The organism is Bosea sp. RAC05, assembly GCF_001713455.1.
Classification (GTDB): Bacteria; Pseudomonadota; Alphaproteobacteria; order Rhizobiales; family Beijerinckiaceae; genus Allobosea.
The window spans coordinates 551,032-572,806 of record NZ_CP016463.1; the positions used below are offsets into that span (position 1 = coordinate 551,032).

General features: G+C 62.8%; 22 protein-coding genes. 15 read left to right on the forward strand and 7 right to left on the reverse strand.

Annotation, left to right across the window (positions count from 1 at the left end; translation table 11 throughout):
• Nucleotides 1-3: 3 nt before the first annotated feature.
• Complete coding sequence (locus BSY19_RS02820) at nucleotides 4-1,425, forward strand: hypothetical protein (protein WP_069052777.1); 1,422 nt, start codon at nucleotides 4-6, stop codon at nucleotides 1,423-1,425.
• 78 nt (nucleotides 1,426-1,503) lie between these two features.
• Entirely contained in the window at nucleotides 1,504-1,848 is a 345-nt protein-coding gene (locus BSY19_RS27385; RefSeq protein ID WP_150129442.1) for a hypothetical protein, read from the forward strand.
• A gap of 40 nt (nucleotides 1,849-1,888) precedes the next feature.
• Here BSY19_RS27385 and BSY19_RS02825 read toward each other — a convergent pair whose 3' ends face one another.
• Both BSY19_RS02825 and dnaE read right to left on the reverse strand, forming a co-directional pair.
• Nucleotides 1,889-2,347, reverse strand: a complete 459-nt coding sequence (locus BSY19_RS02825) for a hypothetical protein (protein WP_150129443.1) — start codon at nucleotides 2,345-2,347, stop codon at nucleotides 1,889-1,891.
• 99 nt (nucleotides 2,348-2,446) lie between these two features.
• The gene (gene dnaE, locus BSY19_RS02830) at nucleotides 2,447-6,220 is read right to left on the reverse strand and encodes a DNA polymerase III subunit alpha (protein ID WP_083247344.1); all 3,774 of its coding nucleotides are present in this window, start codon (nucleotides 6,218-6,220) and stop codon (nucleotides 2,447-2,449) included.
• 32 nt (nucleotides 6,221-6,252) lie between these two features.
• Here dnaE and BSY19_RS27390 point away from each other — a divergent pair, with 32 nt between their 5' ends.
• From BSY19_RS27390 to BSY19_RS02860, 6 genes are all read left to right on the forward strand, one after another.
• Entirely contained in the window at nucleotides 6,253-8,355 is a 2,103-nt protein-coding gene (locus BSY19_RS27390) for an ATP-dependent helicase (RefSeq protein WP_069052780.1), read from the forward strand.
• A 101-nt stretch (nucleotides 8,356-8,456) separates the two neighbouring features.
• Nucleotides 8,457-8,825, forward strand: coding sequence for a hypothetical protein (locus tag BSY19_RS02840; protein ID WP_069052781.1), 369 nt, complete (start codon nucleotides 8,457-8,459; stop codon nucleotides 8,823-8,825).
• 8 nt (nucleotides 8,826-8,833) lie between these two features.
• Entirely contained in the window at nucleotides 8,834-9,502 is a 669-nt protein-coding gene (locus BSY19_RS02845; RefSeq protein ID WP_171905071.1) for a RusA family crossover junction endodeoxyribonuclease, read from the forward strand.
• Between the two features lie 63 nt (nucleotides 9,503-9,565).
• Nucleotides 9,566-10,285, forward strand: a complete 720-nt coding sequence (dnaQ, locus tag BSY19_RS02850) for a DNA polymerase III subunit epsilon (RefSeq protein ID WP_069052783.1) — start codon at nucleotides 9,566-9,568, stop codon at nucleotides 10,283-10,285.
• A 64-nt stretch (nucleotides 10,286-10,349) separates the two neighbouring features.
• Nucleotides 10,350-11,081, forward strand: a complete 732-nt coding sequence (locus BSY19_RS02855; RefSeq protein ID WP_069052784.1) for a hypothetical protein — start codon at nucleotides 10,350-10,352, stop codon at nucleotides 11,079-11,081.
• Between the two features lies 1 nt (nucleotide 11,082).
• A complete protein-coding gene (locus BSY19_RS02860; RefSeq protein WP_069052785.1) occupies nucleotides 11,083-12,201 on the forward strand; it encodes a hypothetical protein in 1,119 nt (372 codons plus the stop codon).
• A 13-nt stretch (nucleotides 12,202-12,214) separates the two neighbouring features.
• Here the strand turns inward: BSY19_RS02860 and BSY19_RS02865 are convergent, their stop codons facing one another.
• On the reverse strand, nucleotides 12,215-12,949 hold the full coding sequence (locus BSY19_RS02865; RefSeq protein ID WP_210184372.1) for an ATPase, T2SS/T4P/T4SS family: 735 nt from the start codon (nucleotides 12,947-12,949) through the stop codon (nucleotides 12,215-12,217).
• A 361-nt stretch (nucleotides 12,950-13,310) separates the two neighbouring features.
• Here BSY19_RS02865 and BSY19_RS02870 point away from each other — a divergent pair, with 361 nt between their 5' ends.
• Entirely contained in the window at nucleotides 13,311-14,150 is an 840-nt protein-coding gene (locus BSY19_RS02870; protein ID WP_069052787.1) for an HD-GYP domain-containing protein, read from the forward strand.
• On the opposite strand, the gene BSY19_RS02875 is transcribed toward BSY19_RS02870, so the two are convergent.
• The gene (locus BSY19_RS02875) at nucleotides 14,151-14,561 is read right to left on the reverse strand and encodes a hypothetical protein (RefSeq protein ID WP_210184373.1); all 411 of its coding nucleotides are present in this window, start codon (nucleotides 14,559-14,561) and stop codon (nucleotides 14,151-14,153) included. It abuts the gene before it with no gap.
• A 202-nt stretch (nucleotides 14,562-14,763) separates the two neighbouring features.
• Here BSY19_RS02875 and BSY19_RS02880 point away from each other — a divergent pair, with 202 nt between their 5' ends.
• The 3 genes from BSY19_RS02880 to BSY19_RS02890 all read left to right on the forward strand — a co-directional run bounded on the left by BSY19_RS02880 (nucleotide 14,764) and on the right by BSY19_RS02890 (nucleotide 16,155).
• Nucleotides 14,764-14,991 (forward strand): hypothetical protein, encoded by a 228-nt coding sequence (locus BSY19_RS02880; protein ID WP_150129447.1) that lies wholly within the window; start codon nucleotides 14,764-14,766, stop codon nucleotides 14,989-14,991.
• A gap of 63 nt (nucleotides 14,992-15,054) precedes the next feature.
• Nucleotides 15,055-15,630, forward strand: a complete 576-nt coding sequence (locus BSY19_RS02885; RefSeq protein ID WP_150129448.1) for a hypothetical protein — start codon at nucleotides 15,055-15,057, stop codon at nucleotides 15,628-15,630.
• Nucleotides 15,631-15,819: 189 nt separating this feature from the next.
• Entirely contained in the window at nucleotides 15,820-16,155 is a 336-nt protein-coding gene (locus BSY19_RS02890) for a low affinity iron permease family protein (RefSeq protein WP_069052791.1), read from the forward strand.
• Nucleotides 16,156-16,195: 40 nt separating this feature from the next.
• On the opposite strand, the gene BSY19_RS26885 is transcribed toward BSY19_RS02890, so the two are convergent.
• Complete coding sequence (locus BSY19_RS26885; protein WP_236840346.1) at nucleotides 16,196-17,365, reverse strand: DNA cytosine methyltransferase; 1,170 nt, start codon at nucleotides 17,363-17,365, stop codon at nucleotides 16,196-16,198.
• An 85-nt stretch (nucleotides 17,366-17,450) separates the two neighbouring features.
• Between BSY19_RS26885 and BSY19_RS02900 the strand changes: the two genes are divergently transcribed.
• The 3 genes from BSY19_RS02900 to BSY19_RS02910 all read left to right on the forward strand — a co-directional run bounded on the left by BSY19_RS02900 (nucleotide 17,451) and on the right by BSY19_RS02910 (nucleotide 20,455).
• Nucleotides 17,451-18,170, forward strand: a complete 720-nt coding sequence (locus BSY19_RS02900; RefSeq protein WP_069052793.1) for a hypothetical protein — start codon at nucleotides 17,451-17,453, stop codon at nucleotides 18,168-18,170.
• 63 nt (nucleotides 18,171-18,233) lie between these two features.
• Nucleotides 18,234-19,340 carry a hypothetical protein gene (locus BSY19_RS02905; protein ID WP_069052794.1) on the forward strand — a complete coding sequence of 369 codons (1,107 nt, stop codon included), beginning with the start codon at nucleotides 18,234-18,236 and terminating at the stop codon, nucleotides 19,338-19,340.
• Complete coding sequence (locus tag BSY19_RS02910) at nucleotides 19,337-20,455, forward strand: hypothetical protein (protein ID WP_069052795.1); 1,119 nt, start codon at nucleotides 19,337-19,339, stop codon at nucleotides 20,453-20,455. The genes BSY19_RS02905 and BSY19_RS02910 overlap by 4 nt, the downstream gene beginning before the upstream one ends.
• Here the strand turns inward: BSY19_RS02910 and BSY19_RS02915 are convergent.
• Nucleotides 20,452-21,204, reverse strand: coding sequence for a hypothetical protein (locus tag BSY19_RS02915; RefSeq protein WP_069052796.1), 753 nt, complete (start codon nucleotides 21,202-21,204; stop codon nucleotides 20,452-20,454). The genes BSY19_RS02910 and BSY19_RS02915 overlap by 4 nt on opposite strands.
• Nucleotides 21,205-21,230: 26 nt before the next feature.
• Nucleotides 21,231-21,650: a nucleoside-diphosphate kinase gene (ndk, locus tag BSY19_RS02920; protein WP_069052797.1), complete on the reverse strand. Its 420-nt coding sequence runs from the start codon at nucleotides 21,648-21,650 to the stop codon at nucleotides 21,231-21,233.
• Nucleotides 21,651-21,775: the final 125 nt, after the last annotated feature.

Below are 21,775 nucleotides of genomic sequence, written 5' to 3' on the forward strand. Positions count from 1 at the left end.
GTGATGTCGGAGGAAGGTAGGAAGTTCGGGGTTGTCATCTTCGACGACGCGCAGGATCCGCGCGGCGGGTGGTATTGCGTCGCCGGCGGTGCCGCCGATCGCTTCGCCGGCGCCCATGAGCTGTCCACGGACACGCTCTGGTGGACCAATATCAGCTATGAGCACTTCTTCCGTGGTCAGAACGAGATCTGGCGGATCCCGAACCTGCGGCACGACAAATACCTCGTCGTCAGCCACATCGACGTGCTGAAGGAGTGGGGTCACCCGCCCGACACCACCGATGCCGACTTCACCTGCGCATTCTGCGCAAGCGCCTTCGATCGGGTGATGCGCAACGCATGGCGCCTGATCTCGGACGTCTTCCCCAAGATCGACATCGAATCCGCGTTCAGGGGCAAGACCCTGCGCGAGGACCTGCGGTGCCTGTTGCCTGAGCTGGAATATCCCAAGGGCCCTGCCGCCGAGGTCTTCAAGACCGGACGGGCCTGGGAAGAATTCACCTCGACACTGGTGAAGCCCCCGCGCGGCGGCCGGCGCCTCATGCTGCGTCGGCCGCGCCTGTCCTATGCCATGGAGCTGCTCCAGACCCCGGTCCCGCGTGACCCGTTCGAATGGATCTCTCGCGGTGACATGCGCTCGCAGGCGGCCGACAAGCTCGACTTCGTGCTCAACAACACCCGCCCCTGCGTCGCCAACGTGGTCGTGCGCTCGATCCAGCAGGAAGTCGCTGAGATCTATGGCTTCGGCAACGCGATCGACAAGGACAAGCGCGTCAATCGCGAGTGGGTCGCGCAGCCCGAGTTCCAGATTTTCGCGCGCTACGCCGACCTGGACGTGAAGTCGGTCTACATCGGGCGCGAGTACTGGGCCTTGATGCCTGGCATGGCAGAGCCGGTGAAGGACTTCTTCACGGCGAAGTACCACGAGTATTCCTGGGCCGTTGGGGTCATAGCGGAGTGCTTCTGGCGCGCGGCCATGCTCGGCGAGGACAAGAACAAGGCCGGGCCGCTGCGCGACGGCGAGGAAAAGGCCCAGACCTCATGGCAAGGCCTGTGGATCCGTGCGGCCGACAAGGCGACGATGTTCCAGTGCTCGATGCGCCTGACCGAGCGGGGTCACGCAGTGACCGGATATGGCTTGGGCTGGGTGCGCTGCACGGTTCCTGAGGAGGCGGTGACGCAGTTCATCTCGGATGGGCTGACGCTCGGGCTGGTTCCTGTCTTCAGCGACGTGCCTGAGAGCGCATTCAACATTCGCAACCTGCCGACTTGGGGCGGTGACAAGGAATCCGCTGCCGTGGCGACATTCACGGTGACGCGCAACACCAACATGCTCTGGAACCTCGACAAGCTCCCGCTCATGAAGCCTGACAAGCAGGGAGACTATGTGAAGCGGCTCAAGGAGCGGTTTTCACGCGCGGCATAGGCCAGGGTTTTGGCCTTGCCAGGCACACGAGATGTCGGGCATTTCTGGCTGGACGATCAGGCCTGAGCCGAACTCACCATGCACAAGACGACGTCGAAGAGAACCGGCGGAAGCACGCTGAGCGGCTGGTCGACGGCGAAGCCGACCGAACCGACCGACTATCGAACGGGGGCGCTCGGCCGGGCTGAGGCCAAGAGGAAGACCGCAGAGAGCCATTATGCGAGGGTTCGGCGCAAATTCCGGGCGATCGTGCTCAAATGTGCTCGGGAATCCAAACCTGCTCCCACGGTGATCCCCGTTGTTCTGCAGGCTGAGATTGCCGCGGCCGGCGGTGTCGAGCAATGGGCGATCGGACTCGCCCTGGAAGCCTCACCCGTCAAACAGCGCCCATTCCCGCGCTCGGGCACAAGGCTCATGCCATGAAGGCCGCGTCGACTTCCCACGCGATCCTGGCCGAATGAGATCAGCCGCGGCTGATGCGCGCCAGACCGATAGCGTCGGCGACCAGCTTGGCTGTGGAAGGCTTGGCGAGGTGCCCGGTGCGCAGGCTGACAAGTCGCTCCGCTCTCGCGAGGACGGCTGGGGCGTGGTTCTGCATGGCCTCGCAAGTCTGCGGGCCGAGCTTCGTCCGGCGTCGATCGATTGCGTTGTCCAGCAGTGTCTTCAGACGGTAGGAGGCAGTGTCCGCCGGTCGAGGGCCATTGTCGCGCAGGTCGGCTGCGTCGAGAGCATGCGCGAGGCGTTCGATCTCGATGTTGCTTGGCGCGCCGCCGGCGACGATCCGATTGTGGAACATGCCGAATGCATGCTCGATGGTCCGCTGGGTCGCGTGCTCGGCGCTGACGGGCTTGGCTCCCAATCCTGTCGCCAGGCGAATTCTGTCGGGAGACGGCAATCCAGCGCGGCGACGGCTAAGAATCATGGCTTCTATCCTTCGTAAGCTGAGGATAGGCCTATCAGACCAACGTGGATGCAGTCGTTAACGAGATCTTGTCCGGCTTAATTGCCCGTGGATAAGGGATCACATCACGCGGGTTTCGACACCTACCACGCCGATATTGGTCCCGATTGCGTGCATGAGCTGGCCGTCGATGAACCGTTTGGTCGGGGCGATATCGCAGACGGTGAACCTGTACTCCTCGTCTCCGACTGGATGAAGGATGCGGTAGCGGATCTCGTGATGGCTGGAATCGTCGTCTGACTCCGGCAACTCGCCGATGAGGCTGTTGATGGTTTCGATCAGCCCGTTGGTCAGAGGCGAATAGATATCGCTCAGCTGCTGATAGGCGGCATCGAACGTGATGGCGTTGGATTTCGCCGCCTCGGTGATCTGGGCGATGCTGGCCGCCGTGTCTGGATCGAATCTCATGGGTCTGGGGTCGAGCGTGATCGTCACGCTTTCCTTGCGCGGGATCGCCTGCAGATAGGCGTCGGCATCGTGGATTTCCTTGACCGACATGTAGATCTCGCCGCCTTCCTTCAGCGCAAGATCCACCACGACAACCACGGCCTTGCGCTCATCGGAAGCGCCCTTCAGCACCGACTTGATTTCGTCGATGCTGCCGAGCTTCCCGCGGCCGCTGAACACATTGAGTGCATACCGATCGCCTCGTTCGACGAGATCGAACCGGACATAGGGCTGTCGATCGCGCTTGGTGAAGTTGATGAAGATGTTCTCCACCAGCCCATAAACGGTCATGTTCTGCATCTGCGCCTTGCCCTGGGCGAGCATGTATTCGCAGATCGCCTTGCGGCGCCGCGCCCTTGCCTGGTGCAGCGGAGCGGCAAAACGATCGAGCGGATGCTCCCGGAAGAAGAAGCCGACAGCGTCGAACTCGTTCTGGATGACGACGGAATCGACATCCTCAGCGACCTCGTCGATATCACGCGGCAGCTTGATCTCGGCAGCTCCCCCGAAAAGGTCCGCCGTGCCGTTGTCCTTGGGCAGGTTCTTGGCGAGATAGACCACCGCCTCCCGCAGACGCTTGCGGTTCTTGACTGGCGCGAGGCAGTCGAATGCGCCGGCGGAAGCCAGGGACTTGAGCTGCGCGGTGTTGAAGTGTGACGCGCCGCGCTTGCAGAAATCGAAGATGTCCGTGAACGGGCCGTTGGCTTCGCGCTCGGCGAGAAACCCGTCGATGGCGGAAATGCCGCCGATGGCGGTCAGTCCGAACCGGATCCCCCAGGTGCCGTCGTCACGCTGCTCGGGGGCAAAGCGCCCCTTCGACCGGTTGATGTCGGGCTGCAGGAACTCAACGCCGACAGCATCCATGTCGCCCTTGATGAGGGATTTGCGCTCGGCCTCCTTTTCATAGCTCAGCAGGGCCGAGAAGTACTCCACCGGATAGTGGCATTTCAGCCAGGCCGTTTGGTAGGCAATCAGCGCATAGGCCGCAGCATGCGACTTGTTGAAGCCGTAGCCTGCAAACTTCTCGATCAGATCGAAGAGTTCGGCAGCCTTCTTGTCGGGCGTACCCCGGCTCGTGGCGCCCTCGATGAAACGCCCCTTCTCCTTGGCCATCTCCTCGGGGATCTTCTTGCCCATGGCGCGCCGAAGGAGGTCCGCCTGTCCAAGGCTGTAGCCGGCGACCTCCTGGGCCACCTTCATCACCTGCTCCTGATAGACCATGATCCCGAAGGTCTCTTCCAGGAACGGCTTCGTCCGGTCGACAGGCTCGGGATAGACAGGGGTTTCCGCGCCAAGCTTGCGCTTGCAGTAGGTCGGGATCATCTCCATCGGACCGGGGCGAAACAGCGAGACGGCCGCGATCAGGTCCTCGAACCGGCTGACGCGCATCTTCGTCAGCACGTCCTTCATGCCGGCGCTTTCAAACTGGAACACGCCATTGGCACGCCCCTCGGCCAGCATCGCGTAGACTGCGGCGTCCTCCAGCGGCAATGTCGAAATGTCGACATCGATGCCTTTGGTCGCCTTGATATGGTTCAGGGCGTGCTTGATGACCGTCAGGTTCTTGAGCGCAAGGAAGTCGAACTTCACCAGCCCTGCCTTCTCGACCTCCTTCATGTTGAATTGGGCGATCTGCGTCCCGGTCTTCTCGTCGAAGCCGACCGGAACGAATTCAGTCAGCGGCTTGTCTGCCATGACGACGCCAGCGGCGTGCATGGAGGACGTCCGAAAGAGACCTTCGATCTTCAGGGCGTTCCGATAGGCGGCGCCAGCCCGCTTGCTCTCTCCGACGAGCGACTTGAACTCATCGACCTCGGCATAGACCTGGGCGAGGGTCTTGGGGTCCGACGGCTTGTCATGGACCAGAGCTCGCAGCCGATTGACTTCGAAGACGCTTAGGCCGGCTTCGTCCTTGTGCTGGACGACACGGCCGGCATCATTCAGCGCCGTTTTCGCCTTCACCTGGGTGAACGTCGCGATCCGGGCGACGCAGTCGAGGCCGTACTTGTGGCTGACGTACTGGATAACCTCTTCGCAGCGGTCCGTGCAGAAATCGACGTCGAAGTCCGGCATCGAGACGCGGTCGGGGTTGAGGAAGCGCTCGAACAGCAGACCGAAGCGGATCGGGTCGAGGTCGGTGATTTCGAGCGACCAGGCCACGACCGAGCCCGCGCCAGAGCCGCGACCTGGACCGACAGGGATGTCGTTGAGCTTCGCCCACTTGATGAAGTCGGAAACGATCAGGAAGTAGCCGGGAAAGCCCATCTTCGAAATGATGCCGAGCTCATAGGCCAGGCGATCATGGTACCTGCCGCGGTCGGCATCGGGGATGGCGTGGGCCGCAAGGCGACGTTCCAGACCCTCCTTGGCCTGAACTTCCATCTCCTCTGCCTCGGTACGACCGCCCTCGGTCTTGAACGGAGGCAGAATTTCCTTGCGCTTGCTCGGGGCAAACGCGCACCGGCGCGCGATCGCGGCCGCCTGCTCGAAGGCTTCAGGGAGATCGGAGAACAAATCCCGCATTTCGGCGGTCGTACGCAGATGGAAGCGCCGCGGGCTCTCGTCGAGAATGGACCCGTCGTCGTCGGCCACGACCGGCTTCATCAGCGCGACGGCCTGCGAGACGAGATAGGCATCATGCCGATCAAGCGATGCGTAGAGCACCTCCGAAGTCCCGACGATCGGCAGCTTCAGATCCAGCGCGAGCTTGAGGGTTTGCTTCTCGACCTCGATTTCGGTTTCGTCGGGATGGCCGTTACGGCAGATCTCCACGTAAACGCGGTCCTCGAACAGTGCCGGCAGGAACTGCAGCATCGCCTTGGCATGAGGGATATTGTCCGTGCCGCGGGACAGCATGCGTCCGATGACGCCGTCGGCGCCGCAGCCGGCCAGGCAGATGACCCCCTCACCCAGGGAGCGCATCTTCATCGCCTTGAGGATGTCGCCGGTGAGCAGTCCGGGCTTGCGGCCGGGCTCGACGCTGAGATTGTGGATGCGGCAGATGTTGATGTAGCCGATCTCGCTTTGCGCAAGCAGCACCACCGAGCCGATGACGTCTTTGACCGCGGTGGGCAAGAACAGCTTCACGCCGACGATGGGCTGGACGCCTTTTGCCGCTCCCTTGTCGGCCAGCGTCATCGCACCATGCAAGTTGTGCTCATCGGTCAGGGCGAGGGCCGGCTGGCCGTTTGCAACCGCCTGCTTGATCAGAGCGTCCACCTGAGACGCCGCCTTGCCGAATGAGTAATCCGACTGGACCCGGAGGTGAACGAACGGCTGCGTCACGATAGCTCCTCCGGGCTGACCCCGGCGATTCGTCGTATGGATTGTTGATAGACTCGTTCCACGATTGGCCGGCAATGGACAAGGAACGATTCGGCAGTCCATGGTCTGACCTGTGGATATCGAATCGGTGGCGTATGCTTGATCTGTTTTCTGTGCCGGCCGGTGGGCCCGTCGCTCATGGCATCGTTGCGGCCCTGTCGGATGAGCAGCTGGCCGCGGCTGAAGCGACAGCGTCACGCGTCGTTGTGGTTGCGGGGGCCGGGACGGGAAAGACGCGCACCCTCGTCGAGCGTATCGGCCATCTGGTGACCGCCAGGAGCATCGATCCCCAGGACGTCTGGGTCGTGACCTACACCAACAAGGCAGCCAAGGAAGTCCGCAGCCGGCTGGCCGACCGGCTCGGAAAGGCTTCCGCCGGTCGGCTCGTGATGGGCACGTTCCACTCGCTGGCTGCCCGCATCCTGCGGCGGAACGCAGCCGCGGCCGGGATCCAGAACAACTTCGTCATCGCTGACGACGATGATTCAGATCGCATCTTCCGGACTTGCATCGAGACCCTGGTTCCGGAGAACGCCGAGGGTCGGGCCGAGCGGATCAATCATCTGGCTACGGCCGCTCCGACCGCAATCCGCCGGTGGAAATGCTGGGGGCTCACGATCGAGGACATCGAGGAGCGAGGCCGCCCACGGCGGTCGGATGAAGATGAGCGCTTCGCGGCGATCTACGTTGCCTATCAGCACGAGCTCGAACGCCGCGGTTTACTCGATTTCGGCGACCTCGTTTTGAAGGCGACCGTTCTCCTGGAGCAAAATGAGGATGTGCTGGCGATCGAGGCCGGCTCAATTCGTCATCTGCTTGTCGACGAGGCCCAGGATGCAAACCAGGTGCAAGTCCGGTTTGCTGCCCTGCTGGCGTCTCGCGGTGCGGACATGTTCGTGGTCGGAGATGCCGACCAGAGCATCTTTTCGTTCCAGGGTGGATACCCCGAAGCGATGGCCCATCTCGGCGGGCCCGAGGCGCGCCACTTCAACCTGACCCTGAACCGTCGCTGCACGAGCCAGATCCTCAAGCCTGCAGTCACGCTGGTGAATTGGAACCGGCGCAAGCAGGAGAAGAATTTGCGGTCCGATCGTGAAGGTCAGGAGGTCGGTGTCGCCATCAACGGAGGTGAACGAGAAGAGGCTTCGGCCGTCGTCGGGCAGATCAAGCAACTGGTCGCCAGCGGCGCCGGCTATGACGATATCGCTGTTCTCGTCAGGTCGTCATTCGTCATTCCGGCCATCGAGGAGCTCTTCCTGCGTGCCGCGATCCCTTACGAACTGACGGGCGGTGCCAGCATCACGGATCGCGAAGAAACACGTGATATCGCCGCCTACCTGCGGCTTGCGGCAAATCCTCACGATGACCTCGCGTTCAGCCGCATCGTCAATCGTCCCGTCCGGGGGCTGGGTCCGGTCGCTGAGCATGCGATCGTTGATCGAGCCTTGAAGGCGCAGATGCCTTTCTATGAGGCCTGCATCCGCCATGCAGGCGATCCAGCGGCCAGACTGGCGCCTGGGGCTGACAAGGCGCTTCTGGCTCTCGGGGCGTTTCTCGACCGCATTCATCGGGCCTTGAGCCAGCAGGACGCCGAGTCGGAAGAGCTCGTGGCGATGACATGCGCCACAGATGGCGCCGGATATGGCGCCTATGCCGCTCGCGGCAATGATCGAAAGGCCAAGCGCCGGGTCGAAAACGTGGCCGCGATCGCGCGTATCGCCCGAGAGGAGCCAGACATCGTGGCCTTTCTGGAGCGTATCGCCTTGAGCGGCGAGATCTCGGAGGAAAAGCGCACCAAGGGATCGGTGACGATCTCGACGATGCACTCGTCCAAAGGGCTCGAATGGGATCATGTCCTGTGTCCGGCCTTCGACGGCGGCGTCATCCCGAGCCCGCGGGCGTTGCGCGAGGGTGACCGCGGCAAAGCCGGCGATCGATGGAAGGGGCCTTCAGGCGGAGGCATGGAGGAAGAGAGGCGGCTGGCTCATGTGGCCTTCACACGAGCCCGTCAGTCCCTGTGGGTGTCGTCGCCGACCATGCGCAGCGGCCGCCGGACAGATCCCTCATGCTTCCTGCCAGAGTCCGGGCTCGACCTGACAAGGCATTTCGATCCCCTGGTCGATCCGTCGTCCCGTGGAGGGCCGAAATTCCAGTCCCGGGGCAGCTCCTATGGGCGCAAGGGCTTCCATCGCAGATGAGCAGCAGATCAAAGCCGGTTGTCGGTTTCGATCCTGCAGCTGACGCTGTCGGCATGGGACGAGAAAGACGGCCATTATCCTACAAAGGAATTGCCCTGTTCATGGGGCTGGCGATTGCCGACCTGATCGTGGTCGCAATCGTTTGGCCGCACACCAATCTTTCGGGACGTGCGGTCGACGGCGACCACGGCACCGTCATTGTGGCAAGCGTCATCGACCGGCCCATCCCCGGTCGATGCACGCAGGCTTTGATCGACTATGCGACGAACAGGGCTCGCCTTCGCATCGCCGGCGAGTTTCCGACCCGTCACCGCTTCCAGGTTCGGCTCGCGCAGGCCGCTGCAGACTATGCGTCGAGTGACTGCCCTGTCGGGCCGCTACTGGCTGTCAGGGTGGCTGCCGACGAAACCGCGCGGAGAGCCGTCGATGATGGCGCTGGGCAGCGCTGGGCCTTCTGGAAACGCTCATGACAGCCCGGATGAGCCTCGAGGAGGCGCGCAGGCTGGGCCTGGTCCCCAAGGGTGATGACGAGCCTGCCTCAGCCCGCAGAAAGCCTCAGGCTGGGACAGCCCTTCCAAAGCGCATCGCGGCGATGCTGGGAGGAGTGCGACGGGCGCACAAGGGAGGTCGGCACAAGGTCAACGGCGAGACAGCCGCGCCCTTCGCCGAGGTCAGGTTCGTCATCCAGGGCGATCCCCGCACAAAGCATCGAGCCCGGACGCACCTGTCGAAGCGCGAGATCCTGGCGGCCTTCGCGCGCTCGAAAGGCAGGCTGGAGGTCTTTTCCAAATTGCTGGACGAGATCAAGTACACCTCGCACACGCCTGACGAGACCAAGGCTCACGAACAGCACATTGCCATGATGGCAGGCGCGGCGATGCGCGGTCGAACACCGGCCTTGATCCCGCTGCATGTCGAAATCACGTTCAGATTGGACGGTGAGGCTGATCTCTGGCCGACCGATGTGACGGATCCCGACCTGGACAACGCCGTCAAGGCCGTCCTCGATGGCTGCAACAAGATCGTCTGGAAGGACGATCGCCTCGTGTGCTCCATGTCGGTCGAGAAGCGATGCTCCAGGTCGCCTTCCACGACCGTCGTCGTGCGGCAGGCGACGCAGGCATCATTCGGGGATAACGCAGACTGACGATTTTGGCCGGCAAGGAGTGATGTTAGGACTCGATCATCAATCCATGATTGGACCTGGCAGATGACCGACCGCCTGATTTTCTTCGACACCGAGACCACGGGTTTCACCCCGCCGGCCGACCGAGTGGTCGAGTTTGGCGGTGTCGAGGTCATCGACACGGTTGAGACCGGAAACGTCCTGCACAAGTACATCAACCCGCAGCGCGATATGCCCGAGGACGCCTTCAAGGTTCACGGGCTGAGCGAGGAGTTTCTGCGCGACAAGCCAGTTTTCGCGGCCGTTGCTCGCGAAATCGCGGATTTTCTCGACGGCGCGACCGTGGTTGCCCACAATGCAGGGTTCGACATCAAGTTCTTGACGGCGGAGTTCGCGAAGGTCGGCATCAAGCCGCCCTGGAAAACCTACGTCGACACGTTGATCATCGCGAAACGGCGTTTCCCGAGTAGTCCGAACAGTCTCGATGCCTTGTTGGACCGTTTCGGCATCGATCGATCCAACCGGACGCTTCACGGCGCCCTCCTCGACGCCAAACTCCTCATCCCGGTCTACATCAAGCTGCTCAATCTCGATCAGCTGCGCCTGACGCGCGATGAGGCCCCGGCGGAAGTCGTCGCCAGCGTCATCCCGAACCAGGCCAGGCAGACGTGGTTTCCCAGGCGCGACGCAATCGCGGCCAGCGCGACCGAAGCTGCTCGTCATCAGGCCTTCCTCGCCAAGCTCGGAGACAGCGCGCTCTGGAAACAGTGGGCAGAGGAGGCCCAGGAGGCGGCTGCAGCTTGACCACGACCTTTGCCATGGTCTCATTCCCTAATCCTTTGTTCGTCGTCGAATCGGTGATCGTATCGTGAGTGTCCTGTCTCAGTCGGACCAGCCGGGTCCAGTTCCCGAGTTTCTCCAGAGCGTCGAGCGCCTGACGAGCGGCTTCTCCGCTCTGACGCGTCAGTCCCTCGACAAGATCAAGGATGGCCTGGCACTGCGGGACGCCGAAAACGCTGTCCTGGCTCAGGAGAACCGTGAACTGCGTGCTGAAATCGACCAGCTCAAGGCGGCGATTGCCCGAAGTGATGCCGAGCGCAGCGCAGCTCTCGCCACAGCCAGAAGTGCCGAGATCGCGAAAGCTCAGGTCGTGGATGAGCAGAAGAGGCTGCTCGCCGCCACCGACGTCATGATGCGCTCGTTTGGACGAGGGATGGGCATCGTCGGAGAGGGCGGAAGCCGAATTGGAGCCTTCGAAGAGATCGCACGTGCGCGGGTGAAGTACGGCGTCGCGACCGAAACCCAGGCTCAGCTGGAGCCGGGGGGCGCGGCGTCCGTCGTCGAGACGAGCGCCGCAGAGATCGCGCATCTTGCCAGGCCCCTCGCCGAGCCGGTCCGGAGCGAGCCGCCGGTATCGCCCCAGCCGCTCGCGGATACTGGGATCATCGAGCTTCCACGCCGTGTCCAGGCTCCGAGCTTCAGGGTGGTGCCCCAGCATCCCATGACCACAGAGAGCGAAATCGAGCTCGCCGCCGGCCTGGCCGAGTTCACCAACCTTTTGCCCGGACGCCGTGACGTCCGCATGATGGCGGGAGCCTGAGATGACCGTCATGACCAACCCCGGCGAATACAGGTCGCTGCTGTCCCAGGCACAGGCCGTCGCGGACGCTCTGATCAATCTGGATTCCGAGCGAAGCCGCAAAGCGCTCTCGCATTCGCTCGGTCAGCTGCACGATGCAATTGCTGCCAAGGACGACCGCATCGGGGAGCTGACCCGGCTTCTGACGGAATCCCGTCAGGAGACGGCGGACATCCGCCGGGAGCTCAACCAGAACCAGTTGGACAGTGCGTCTCATGTCGAGACCGTGCGAGAGCGCCTGCTGGCCCAACATCAGGACGAGGTCGGAAGGCTCAAGGCAGCCTATGGCCAGGAAATCGCGGCCCTCGTGAACAGCAACAAGGCGGACCGGGAACGCGTTCGCGCAGAGCACATTCACGAGCGCGATCGGTTGACCGAGCAGGTCGAAGCGGCCGAGCTGCGGGCCCAGGAGGTGCGTCAGGCAGCTGCCGCGATGCTCGTCGACGAGAAGGCTCGCCTCACAGCGACGTTCGAAGCCGAGAGGCAGGCCCTGACCCGCTCGTTCGACGTCGAGAGGCTGGCGCTGACGACTGGCTTCGAGAGCGAGCGGGTCGCGATGCGCGCGACATTCGACGAAGAGACGGGGCGTCTGCGCTCCATCGTGGACGACATCAAGGCTCTGGCTCTGAAAGACCGGGCTCAGCTCGTCAGCCAGTATGCCCAGGACACCGCGCGCCTGTCCGAAGAGCACGCCGCGGTCATTGATCGCTACAAGTCCTCGCTGGAGGAGATGTCGTCCGCCCACGAGGCCGCGCTTCGGCAGCAGCATGAGGGCTTCGTCGAGCGCCGGCGGATCTTCGAGATGGAGGTTGCCGCCAGTTATGGCGCTCAGGAGCAGCGCCTGATCGAGCTGACTGCGGAGAATGACCGGATCAACGACGAGCTCGCAACGCTGCGTCGAGAGCGGGCTCAGTTCGAAGAGTGGATGAAGCGCGTCATGGCGAGCGTCCACACCGACGTGATGGCCCTGCGCGACCTTGGGGAGCTGGCGGGAGAAGGGTCTTCAGCACAGGGCGCAATCTCAACTCTGCCCGTTGCGATCCGTGCGGACGCGTCGGAGGAGAGGATGACCGCAGCCTGACGCGCCGCTGCGCTCACGCTCGGCGGGCGTTGTAGGTCTTGACGTGGTTGCGCAGCTGATCGATGCGGCCTTCGTTGATGGCCGATCGCACCTGGTCGGAGGACCGCGTCGCTCCCGGTGTTGGCTGGACGATATCCAGATCGGGGCCATAACGGCCCATCTTCTGGTGAACGACCGCCACGAGATTGGTCGCCAGAAGCCGACGGGCCGCCGCCTCTCCCAGCTTGACCTCGGCAAGGCCTAGAATGGTACCGATCGTCTCGTCGACCGAGCCACCATGGGCCGTCGTCAAAACGAGATGCCCACTCTGCGACGCGATAAGCGCCTGGTTGGCCGCTTCGGGCGAACGGATCTCGCCCAACAGGATATAGCGGGGGCGAGATCGCAGGGCGTCCATGACGCGAAGGCGCCAGTCGTCCTCTTCCTTCACCTCCATCTGCAGACAGAGGCCGCCGGTGCCGACCCTTCCGAGCAGGAGATACTCGGCTGGATCCTCGATCGCGAAGCCGACGGCGTTCTTGGACGCGAGATAGTCCATCATCGCCGCAACGGTGGTTGTCGTCTTTCCCGCGCCTGTCGCCCCGCCGATCGCGATGAGGCCGCGCCGATTCCCCCACGATCTGAAGAGACGGATCGTCTCTGTGTCGAGCCCGAGCTCGGTCAGAAGCGGGGGTGAAATCGGGATCCGGCGGATCGCTGCCCACTGCTGCTCGTCGATCACAGCGAGTTTGACGAAGCGCAGCCTCATCTCGTCGAGTGTCAGGGTTCCGACATTGGAGGTGGTCCGCTCGATCTGCGTCCTGACAGAATCGATGTGAGGCTCGAACTGTCCGGGAACTTTGGCGACGCCCGAATGTCCCTGGGCGTTGGGCCCGATGCGGTAGCTGGATGGCGCTCGCTGGTCGAGGCGGATGTAGAGGTCCGAGAAATTGAGCCCGCCGAGAGAGACCCCGGAGTGCTCCCCGTAAGCCTTGCTGTCCAATTGCTGGGCGTGCGACGGAGGGGTCAACAATTCGCTCCCGAAAAGTGCTGCCGAAAACGATCCTATGAATCTGTCAGGCATGCAAGGTTGGATCGTTTGATCCTTGTTCTATGCCGGTGGAGTTGGGATGATCGAAACGGAAGGATCGATCATGCCGGAATTGCCCTCACTGTCTGAGCTCGTTGACGTCACGCAGCCCTGGCTCGCTACGCTGAAGGCGTTCGATGAGAAGGTTGCAGCCGTCAGCGCCTCGCACGAGGACAACGATCTTGATGGGCATCAGCGCCGGGTCGCTCGCAGTGCCATGGACCTCGCAAAGGCCTACAATCTGGATGAAGAGGATGTCCGCCAGATTGGCGCTGCGGCTCTGGTCCACGATGTCGGGAAGACAGAGATCGACCTGGCCATCCTGAACAAGGCCGGCGACTTCACGCCTGCGGAGCGTCTGGCGATGAATGGGCATGCTGCCGGCGGCGCCAGCATGCTTGGGCAGATTGCGGACCTGCCTCAGGTCTTCGTGGACGTCGCCCGCTATCATCACGAACGCTATGACGGGAAAGGCTACGAGAAGCTGAAGGGTGAGGACATTCCCTTCGCTGCCCGCATCGTTCAGATCGCCGACATCCATGACGCCCTTTCGCGAAAGCGCGTCTACAAGCTTGGGGCGCCCGAAGGGCGTGTCCTATGCGAGATGGCCGAACGAGAGGGTCGGATCGGCAGATCCATGTTCGATCCCGGATTGCTTCGGTGCTTTGTGGCGATGCGCATGGCTGCACCGGGGTTCCAGGCGACGGCACCGGAGCGCGCCGAGCTCGCCGCCTTTGTCCTGTCTGATCCAAATCTGGATCTTCCCGAGGGAACCGACGTTCGTTTCGAACGCGATGGATCTCGCCTCGTCAACGGCGCGCGGTTCGAACGGGGGCGCTTCGATCACGCGAGCGATGCGTACAGCGCGCCCGCGCCGTGATCACCGCGGGATCGACGCAATGTGGTCTGGCGGCAGCGTCGACACTGCCTCGGCAATCGCGCGCAGGACAGCGCCAATGTCTGGTGTGAACCCGATGACGGACCGGTTGATGATCTCGATGGTCTCGGGCGTCGCAGGGAAGTAGGCCGCCTCGAGGCTGTTGGCCATCTCGATGCCGAGCTCGCCGCCTTTCATCAGCTTTGAGCGGCTCGCCTCGACCCAGGACCGCACACGGTCGCCGGAACCGTGCTTGAGGACGGCACCGTTCTCCCTGTCGTAAGCCAGGCCGAACTCCTGGTTCATGTCGCAGATATGTGTCCGCCCTTGGACGTCACGGCTTGACGAAATTTCCCAGAAAAGAGTGCCGCCGAGATCGACATAGCGATAGCTGGTCACTTGTGTGTCGCGCATGGAATCGGGTCGCCCAAGGTTGGTTTGATAGGGCTGATCAGAGATGCGAAGCACGAATAAATCAACGGATTAAGTGTTCTTCTAGCAACACTGAAAGGATTGGTGGTGGATATCCAGAAGCGCCGATTCGGCCTCTCTTGATCCAGTCATCGCACAAGGTGTGATGGGCGACGGGATAGGTTCTCGATTCGCGGAGAGCGCCATGGCGCAGGCAAAACGTTTCATCGACATGGCGGCGATTGCTGTCGCCTGGGAAGACCCCGCTGGAAGACGCCATGTGCGCTGCGCGGCCGCTGGCACGGAGACCGGCGTACTGATCGAGATCATTCGTGAGGGTTACGCCAAAGGGGATATCCCCGTCGTCGAAATGCGCCCGACCACGGTCAGGGTTCCGATCGGATGTGTCGGCTCGTTCGAGATCGCAGCCTGAAGGCTTCTGGCTTGCGTCACGATCGCTGATCACTGCGGCAGGAGAATGCTGCGGGTGCCCGTCGTGAGCCAGACCATCGCATTGAATGAGCCGGACTTGGCGCCCGAGACGCTGAAGCGCTTCAGCCATGGCGGCCGCGTCTACGACCAGGTCTCTGGGCTGGGTGCCGTACCGGACGTAGCCAAGATCGACCACTATGGTCTGGTCGTCATGATGCGCCCGAGTGTCTTCCTCAGCCTTTGCCCTTCTCTGGAATCCGAAAGGCGCTCGCCCAATCCCGACGCTGATGCCCTCGCCGAGATGCTGGCCGCGGGACAAATCGCGTCGATGGGCTTTCTTGCTCTCAATCTGGCTGATGATGACCTGCGGGTTCGCAGTCATGAAGGCCGGCACCGCACAGACTTCATCCTCAGGCATTTTGGGGATGAGCCGATCCCGGTGGCGATCTTGTTCAACGGCGAGCGGGCTCGCGATGTGACCCCGCACGATATCGTCAGGATCTGCGCTGGATTGCGCCGCGAGCGCACCTCCGAGGAGCCGCGCCCTCCCATGATCGACGGCCCGCTTTTTGACCGCGTCATCCATCTCGGCCAGGACTTTCTGGTCAGCGAAATGGATACCTCCCCGACCCCTCGCTGAACCCCTTGTTTCAATCGAAGGCCCGAGCTATCCGGGCTCTGCCGGCGCAAATCAGCTGGTCAAGCACTGAAAGCACCAACCCGATGTCGAGCGACAGTCGAAAGACCAAGCCGCCCAAGGCTCGCGCAGTCTGCTGAAGAGCAGCTCTCCTGCGCGGCCGGAGGCGGCCTGATCGCAGTGGAGAGCCCCATGAGGATCTACATCACCAACCGTTTCGAGGCCCTGTCCGAGTGGATCTCGGCCAATCTCGGCAGCCCGTATGCGTTTGCGCTGGCCAGTTTCATGGTTGTGGCCTGGGCGCTGTCGGGCCCGTTCTTCGGTTACTCCGATACCTGGCAGCTGGTCATCAACACCAGCACGACCATCTGCACCTTCCTGATGGTTTTCTTGCTCCAGAACACCGGAAACCGGACGATCGTCGAGATGCAGGACCGGCTGAAGGATCTGGAAGCGATCAACCGCGAGCTGCTGCATGAACTGCGCCGCCGGCCCGCCCAGAACGAGCCCCTGAAGGAAGCCGCGTGACCTGAGGGCCCGCAAACGCAACGCGGGCCCTCAGTGAAAGTCAGGCCGCGATCAGGTCTTCGGGCCTCAGGCATGTGCCTGGCATGGCGATGTCATTGGCCGCAGGTCGCGTGCCCTCATCCATCCAGCGTGCCAGCAGTGCGAGTTGCCAGGAGATCATCGGCGGCACCGCATCACCGATTTGTCGGTATCGCCCGGTTACCGAGCCTTCGAACTGCCAGGTGGTTGGGAACCCCTGCAGCGTGGCCATCTCCCGGATCGTCATGATCCTGTTCTCGATCGGGTGGACATAGCGACCGTTGCCAGGGTGGGCGCATTCGCGCTTGATGGTCGGCGCCGGCCGATCCCAGGCCATTCGGCCGTAGGCGTCGGGATGAGATCCCATCTCGCCTGATGAGAAGCGCCGCTGCATCGAAGGCGTCAGATGGCGACGGCTATCCTCCGAGGCGCAAAGGGCAGCCCAGGACCCGCCGTCAGCTGGAATGGCCGACAGCCGGGCGGAGAGAGCCTCGCCAATCCCTGGGGCCTTTGCGTCCGGGTCGGGGGCTTTCGGGATCCTCGACAGGGCCGTGCGTACGCTCGGGGAAGCTGAGAGACGCAAACCATCCCACAACTGGTCGAGCGAAAGGGGCCTCGCACTCTTTGTCGCGACAACCAGAGCCCTTTCCCGTGCTTGAGGCAGACCAAAGCGCGAAAGGACATGGACATGTGCTTCGATGCGATAGCCCAGGCGCTCCAGAGAGGAGAACAGGTCGCGCGCATGATACGAGAAGCGGCCATTCAGGAACTCGCGCGCGTTTTCCATGAAGATGTGGCGCGGTGCGAGGACGGCGGCGAAATCGGCCACTCGGCCGGTCAGCCCGTTTCGCGACCCGTCGACGAGGTGATTGCTGGGCTTGGTCCTCGTGTAGTCGGTGCATGGCGGGCAGGCCAGCAGAACGTCGCACCGCCCGGAAGGAAGGCTTTCGGCAATGACAAGCGGGTCGAGGGTCGCAATATCAGCCAGGCGAGGCTGCGTTCCGATATTGCGTGTGTAGGTGGCATTGCAGCCTGTCGATCCCGGTTTGGCCGATGGCTTCGACAACTCTGCATCGACCGCCGCACTGAGGCTGTAGCCGGCTGCCTTGAAGCCTGCAGACATGCCGCCGCAGCCGGAGAACAGATCGACCGCAACCATTCCATAGGATTGAATTTTCGAATCGATAGCCATGAGGGAATGATAGCTGAAGGATTGACCTTCGCTCGCACGACGATCGCGCAATCATTCCTTAACGGGTCTGCTCTATGACCGGCCCATGGATGATACAGCCAATCCGGCCGCGCGACAGCGCAGCGATGAATTCATCGATACGGCGCTCGCCATCGGCTTCAGCGATCGCGCGAGGACGATGCTCGATCATGCGCGCCGTGCTGATCCGAACAGCATGCGTATCGAGGCCGTCGGCGCCCTCATGCAGCCGGATCTCGCGAAAGCCATGCGCGCCGCGGCAGCGGCGCGGCGAATGTCCGGGCAAGCAGGTTCCGGCTGGCAGCGTCCTGAGATGTTTGCAGCCTCAGCGTTGCTGGACTTCGGCATGGGGCGACAGCATCGCGTCGCCGAAACGATGGCAGCAGTCGCTCCGCGGATCGGTGACATTACGGTTTCGTTGGCTGGAAGCATCAGCAGGCTCTGGTGGGCCAGTGCGGCGGCGACCGGCTCTGTCGCAGGCATCCGCGCTGCGACCAGTTTCGCCAGTTGCCGCGGCGTCATCTCCCCGGTCGAGGAAGCCTGGCTCGCGCCGATCGTCGACAGTCTGTTGCTGAAGGATGCAAGTTCATCCCTGCGGCGAGCTCGCAAACTCTATCCGGGGGTGATCGCGTATCTGGGCAGGCCAGGCGCCATCAATCCCGCCTTGCTGCTGCCGCGAGCGGCCGAGGATGAGCAAGTCTGTGGGGCTGTCCTTGGCAAGGCGCTCGTCCTGATCCCGGGGCTGATGGCGACCATGTTCGAGCAGATGGATCTGCAGGCGGGCTGAGCCACTGCCCTTTCCTCGTGAGTTTCGAGGGCATGGGGTACAAAATCCGGCGCAAGAGGCCGGATGATGAACGCTCCAGATTGGCTCCCCTATCTCTATCAGGCGTCTTTGCGCGAGAAGCGCAACTCGCATCCCGTGCGGGCCATCGTTCGCGATCAGCTTCCGGTCTCGATCCGCCGTGTCGACGCCCATCAGGCGCCCATTGCATTCGAAATGAACCGTCGCGGATCCTCGATCCTGTGGCGCATTGTCGATGGGGCCCTGATGAGGGAAGCCATCGACTTCGGCGGACAGTCAGGCGGTCCTGAGGTTCTCAAGGCGGCGCACACGCATTTCATGAGTGGTGGCGCAGCCGACCACCAGCAGGTCCGAGCCCTTATCTATCGGTTGCGTGCGGAGGCTCTGTTCCTCGATCAGGTCTATGATCACGACCAGCTCGTGCCTGGAGCACAAGCCTATTCCGGGCGTGCCATCGTCGATGTCGACCGCCGGCAACGCCCTGAAGCGCAATCGCAGGCCCAGGTCTTCGCAAGCACCCTTGCTGTGGTCGACGGCAAGCTGATGATTCCGGCTGCGGAGCCAGTCCTGCATGTCGGGGTAAGCCCACTGGCCGGCCCCCTCCAGGTCGAGATCGTGCCCGGCATCACCGGTCGCGACTATGGCTCCGGCGCCCACGCAGCGTTCCGCATCGACCAGGTCGAAGAGGCTCATGCGTTTGCTGAAGCGCTGGCAGCTCAAGCCCAGGATCTCTTCAGAGAAGCGACAGGCCAAGATCGCGGCCCGGCGGTCGTGACCGGTGGCGATGCGCTCTGCGAGACCCTCAGCCTCGACTTTGATCGCGGCGTCGGTCAGGCGCCGCTGTCACCATTGTCAGCTTTCATGACCGTCATGGGCTGGAAGATGCGCGATGTAGCGATGAAATCCCTGCCGCCGCTTGTCCTGGCCGGCTACGGCATGATGCTCGGATCACTGGTGCCCGGTCAGGAGGATCTGGAGCGCGCGGTGTTGGGCTATCGCATGTTTCGCGACAACATCGACGATCGGACCTGGCCGCGGCCGGAGGCGGCCTGGGATATCGGCATCGAGGCGAGCCTTGCCGCCAACGCTCCGGCGCCTCGGCCCGATCAGGACGCCGATCTCGCCTATCTGACGCCGGGAGGCAGGCTGTGACCTCGACGATAATCTGGTTGCGCGTTGCACATGACATCACGGGCGTCAGGCCGCGCGAGCGAACAACCTCGCGGCAGCGGTTCTTCGAAGAGCATCCCTTCGAGGTTCGCGTCGTGGGCGGCAACGAGACCAAGCTTGTCGCGGAGATGCGCAGGCCCAATCCGGCCCTTGTTCGAGGCAGGCTTCAGACCTTCGCCTGGCGCGAGCATGAGGGGCGCCTCTATCGTAGCCTGCTGGACGCCGAGGGAGGGCCTGTCGCGATCGGCGGCGACGCAAAGCCCGTGTACGGCAAGCCCTCACTGGAGTCCGCCTACTATGGCGATCATGCCGACTATCCATTCGGGGGCGGCCGTGAACGCAACTCGATCAGGGGGTACAACAGCGCGTTGATCTATACCTCAAGGCAGACCTGCGGCTTCAGGACGCCTTACAATCACGATGATCTTCCTCGTGCCCTCGCTGTCGCCCAGGCAAGAGCCGAGCAGTTGCTGCTGATCGACGGCCATCTGCATATCGAGGCCCCTCCCCCAGGATGGGTTCTCTACAACGAGGACATGGGTCGGGGGGATATCGAGGAAGCGAGTTGCGTCGCCTTCATCCCGGATTATGACGACTGGTCACAGGCGCTCTGGGTGGCGACGGATCCCGGGCACCTCCAATGGCTTCTCGACGCCCTCCAGCCAGGCCGGCCGGTGGACATGGTTCGGCGACATGGAGAGGAGCTCGTCTTTCACGTCGACCCGCCCGCGTTCGATCCAATGCCGATCCTTGCCGCATCCATCGTCGATCAGGGCATGCGCTACTTCTCCGGCGCTCAGTACGGTCAGGTCGATGCCATCTCGGGTGCCGCCATGGGGGCCATGCGACTGGCTGCATCGAACGCGCCTATCGGCTGGTCCGAACAGGACCGTGCTTCGTTCGACGCGGCTGTCAGTGCGGTACTGTCGATGCCGGAGGTTCAGCCCGCTGGTCTGTTCGAGCTCCATCACGACGGCTTCAGTGAGCGACGGGACGCCCTGAAAGCGCTCGCGAGCCTCTATCGTCGGGTCATCGATCTCGTGTCGCGACTGGACCACGACGACGAGGCCTCGCTGGAGCGGATCGCGGCCCTCTAGGCGACCTTCGTACGCCAGGCGAGGGTCGCGCGCTTGCGGATCTCCTCGCTGGTGCGACCGGCGACCGACTCCATGCGGATGTCGACCAGCGCCAGATCGTCATAGTTCTGATCGCCGGTTTCGCGCAGACGCGTCACGACTGAGCGCATGTTGTTCGTCGCATCGTCGAAAGCAATCCGGCACGCGCGGTCGTGGGCATCTTCAACCGTGACCTCTTCGCGCTTGCCGTTTCGCTCTTCACGGAAGCCGGCCGAGAGAGATGTCTCCGCAATACGAGGCTGCAGATCACTGTTCAGGATGGTGACGTTTGCCTCGATCATGGCAAACCACTCGCCGGCATCCGCCTGATGAGCGCTGATCTTGCTCTGCACGTCGCTCTCGATGATGTCGAGATCGGCCAGTCGCCCGACCAGGTCGTCCAGTGCTTCCGAAGCCGCATTGAGAGCCTCGGCGCGATCCTGGCCATTCAGACGACGAACGAGGCGAACGAGGCATGCTCCCTGCTTCCAGATGTTCCCGCCCTCGCCGACAGTGACGAAGGACGGCACCTCACGAGCAGGCGACCCAGAGCTGGAACGGTCGAGCTTGGTCAGCGCGCTCGCGGCCTCGCGTGCCATCGAGTTGATGGCGTGCCGCATGGACACGATGATCAGGATCGATGCGGAGACGGCCACAAAAACGATCAGGATGACCCACAGCCACGGCCACTGGCCGGCAGGATCGGTAAGGAGGGCGATAGCGTCGTTCATAGGCTTTCCACGACCTCGAAGGGCGTTCAGACGATTTCGATGCCGGCGAAGATCAGTCCGATTTCACGCGCGGCCGCTTCGGGGCTGTCAGAGCCGTGCACGCTGTTTTCGCGATAGGACAGGGCATAGAGGTTGCGGATCGTGCCCTCGGGCGCCTTGGTGCGGTCGGTCGGGCCCATCAGCGCGCGCCAGCGGGAAACCGCCTCGTCTCCCTCGAAGACCACAGCGACAACGGGTCCTGAGGTCATGTAATCGATCTGCTCGCCGAACCATGGCTGTCCGGCGTGCTCCTGATAAATGGCCTCTGCCGCCGCATTGGTGAGCCGAATGCGCTTCAACGCGATAGGCGATAGACCCGCCTGCTCGGCAAGCTGAACGATGGCCCCGGTCAGATGCCGGCGGGTGGCATCGGGCTTGATAATGGCGAAGGTGCGCTGGATCGGCATGTACGAATCCTTGGACAATCGCAAAAGTCTACACCGATTCCATGCGATTGCCGCCTTCTTCCTTTCCGCATAGTGGGCCATTCTGCAAATTCAGACGGACTGCCCGGTCGATCCTTGATGTTGGA

Excerpts from the sequence above, each read along its gene's own strand:
- ndk (WP_069052797.1), bottom strand. The coding sequence starts at position 21,650 with ATGCCGATCCAGCGCACCTTCGCCATTATCAAGCCCGATGCCACCCGC.
- dnaE (WP_083247344.1), bottom strand. The coding sequence starts at position 6,220 with ATGGACTGCCGAATCGTTCCTTGTCCATTGCCGGCCAATCGTGGAACG.
- BSY19_RS02840 (WP_069052781.1), top strand. The coding sequence starts at position 8,457 with ATGGGGCTGGCGATTGCCGACCTGATCGTGGTCGCAATCGTTTGGCCG.
- BSY19_RS27390 (WP_069052780.1), top strand. The coding sequence starts at position 6,253 with ATGCTTGATCTGTTTTCTGTGCCGGCCGGTGGGCCCGTCGCTCATGGC.
- BSY19_RS02890 (WP_069052791.1), top strand. The coding sequence starts at position 15,820 with ATGAGGATCTACATCACCAACCGTTTCGAGGCCCTGTCCGAGTGGATC.
- BSY19_RS02845 (WP_171905071.1), top strand. The coding sequence starts at position 8,834 with ATGAGCCTCGAGGAGGCGCGCAGGCTGGGCCTGGTCCCCAAGGGTGAT.
- dnaQ (WP_069052783.1), top strand. The coding sequence starts at position 9,566 with ATGACCGACCGCCTGATTTTCTTCGACACCGAGACCACGGGTTTCACC.
- BSY19_RS02915 (WP_069052796.1), bottom strand. The coding sequence starts at position 21,204 with ATGAACGACGCTATCGCCCTCCTTACCGATCCTGCCGGCCAGTGGCCG.
- BSY19_RS02875 (WP_210184373.1), bottom strand. The coding sequence starts at position 14,561 with ATGCGCGACACACAAGTGACCAGCTATCGCTATGTCGATCTCGGCGGC.
- BSY19_RS02905 (WP_069052794.1), top strand. The coding sequence starts at position 18,234 with ATGATGAACGCTCCAGATTGGCTCCCCTATCTCTATCAGGCGTCTTTG.
- BSY19_RS02900 (WP_069052793.1), top strand. The coding sequence starts at position 17,451 with ATGGATGATACAGCCAATCCGGCCGCGCGACAGCGCAGCGATGAATTC.
- BSY19_RS02870 (WP_069052787.1), top strand. The coding sequence starts at position 13,311 with ATGATCGAAACGGAAGGATCGATCATGCCGGAATTGCCCTCACTGTCT.
- BSY19_RS27385 (WP_150129442.1), top strand. The coding sequence starts at position 1,504 with ATGCACAAGACGACGTCGAAGAGAACCGGCGGAAGCACGCTGAGCGGC.
- BSY19_RS02880 (WP_150129447.1), top strand. The coding sequence starts at position 14,764 with ATGGCGCAGGCAAAACGTTTCATCGACATGGCGGCGATTGCTGTCGCC.
- BSY19_RS02865 (WP_210184372.1), bottom strand. The coding sequence starts at position 12,949 with ATGAGGCTGCGCTTCGTCAAACTCGCTGTGATCGACGAGCAGCAGTGG.
- BSY19_RS02860 (WP_069052785.1), top strand. The coding sequence starts at position 11,083 with ATGACCGTCATGACCAACCCCGGCGAATACAGGTCGCTGCTGTCCCAG.
- BSY19_RS26885 (WP_236840346.1), bottom strand. The coding sequence starts at position 17,365 with ATGGCTATCGATTCGAAAATTCAATCCTATGGAATGGTTGCGGTCGAT.
- BSY19_RS02825 (WP_150129443.1), bottom strand. The coding sequence starts at position 2,347 with ATGATTCTTAGCCGTCGCCGCGCTGGATTGCCGTCTCCCGACAGAATT.
- BSY19_RS02820 (WP_069052777.1), top strand. The coding sequence starts at position 4 with ATGTCGGAGGAAGGTAGGAAGTTCGGGGTTGTCATCTTCGACGACGCG.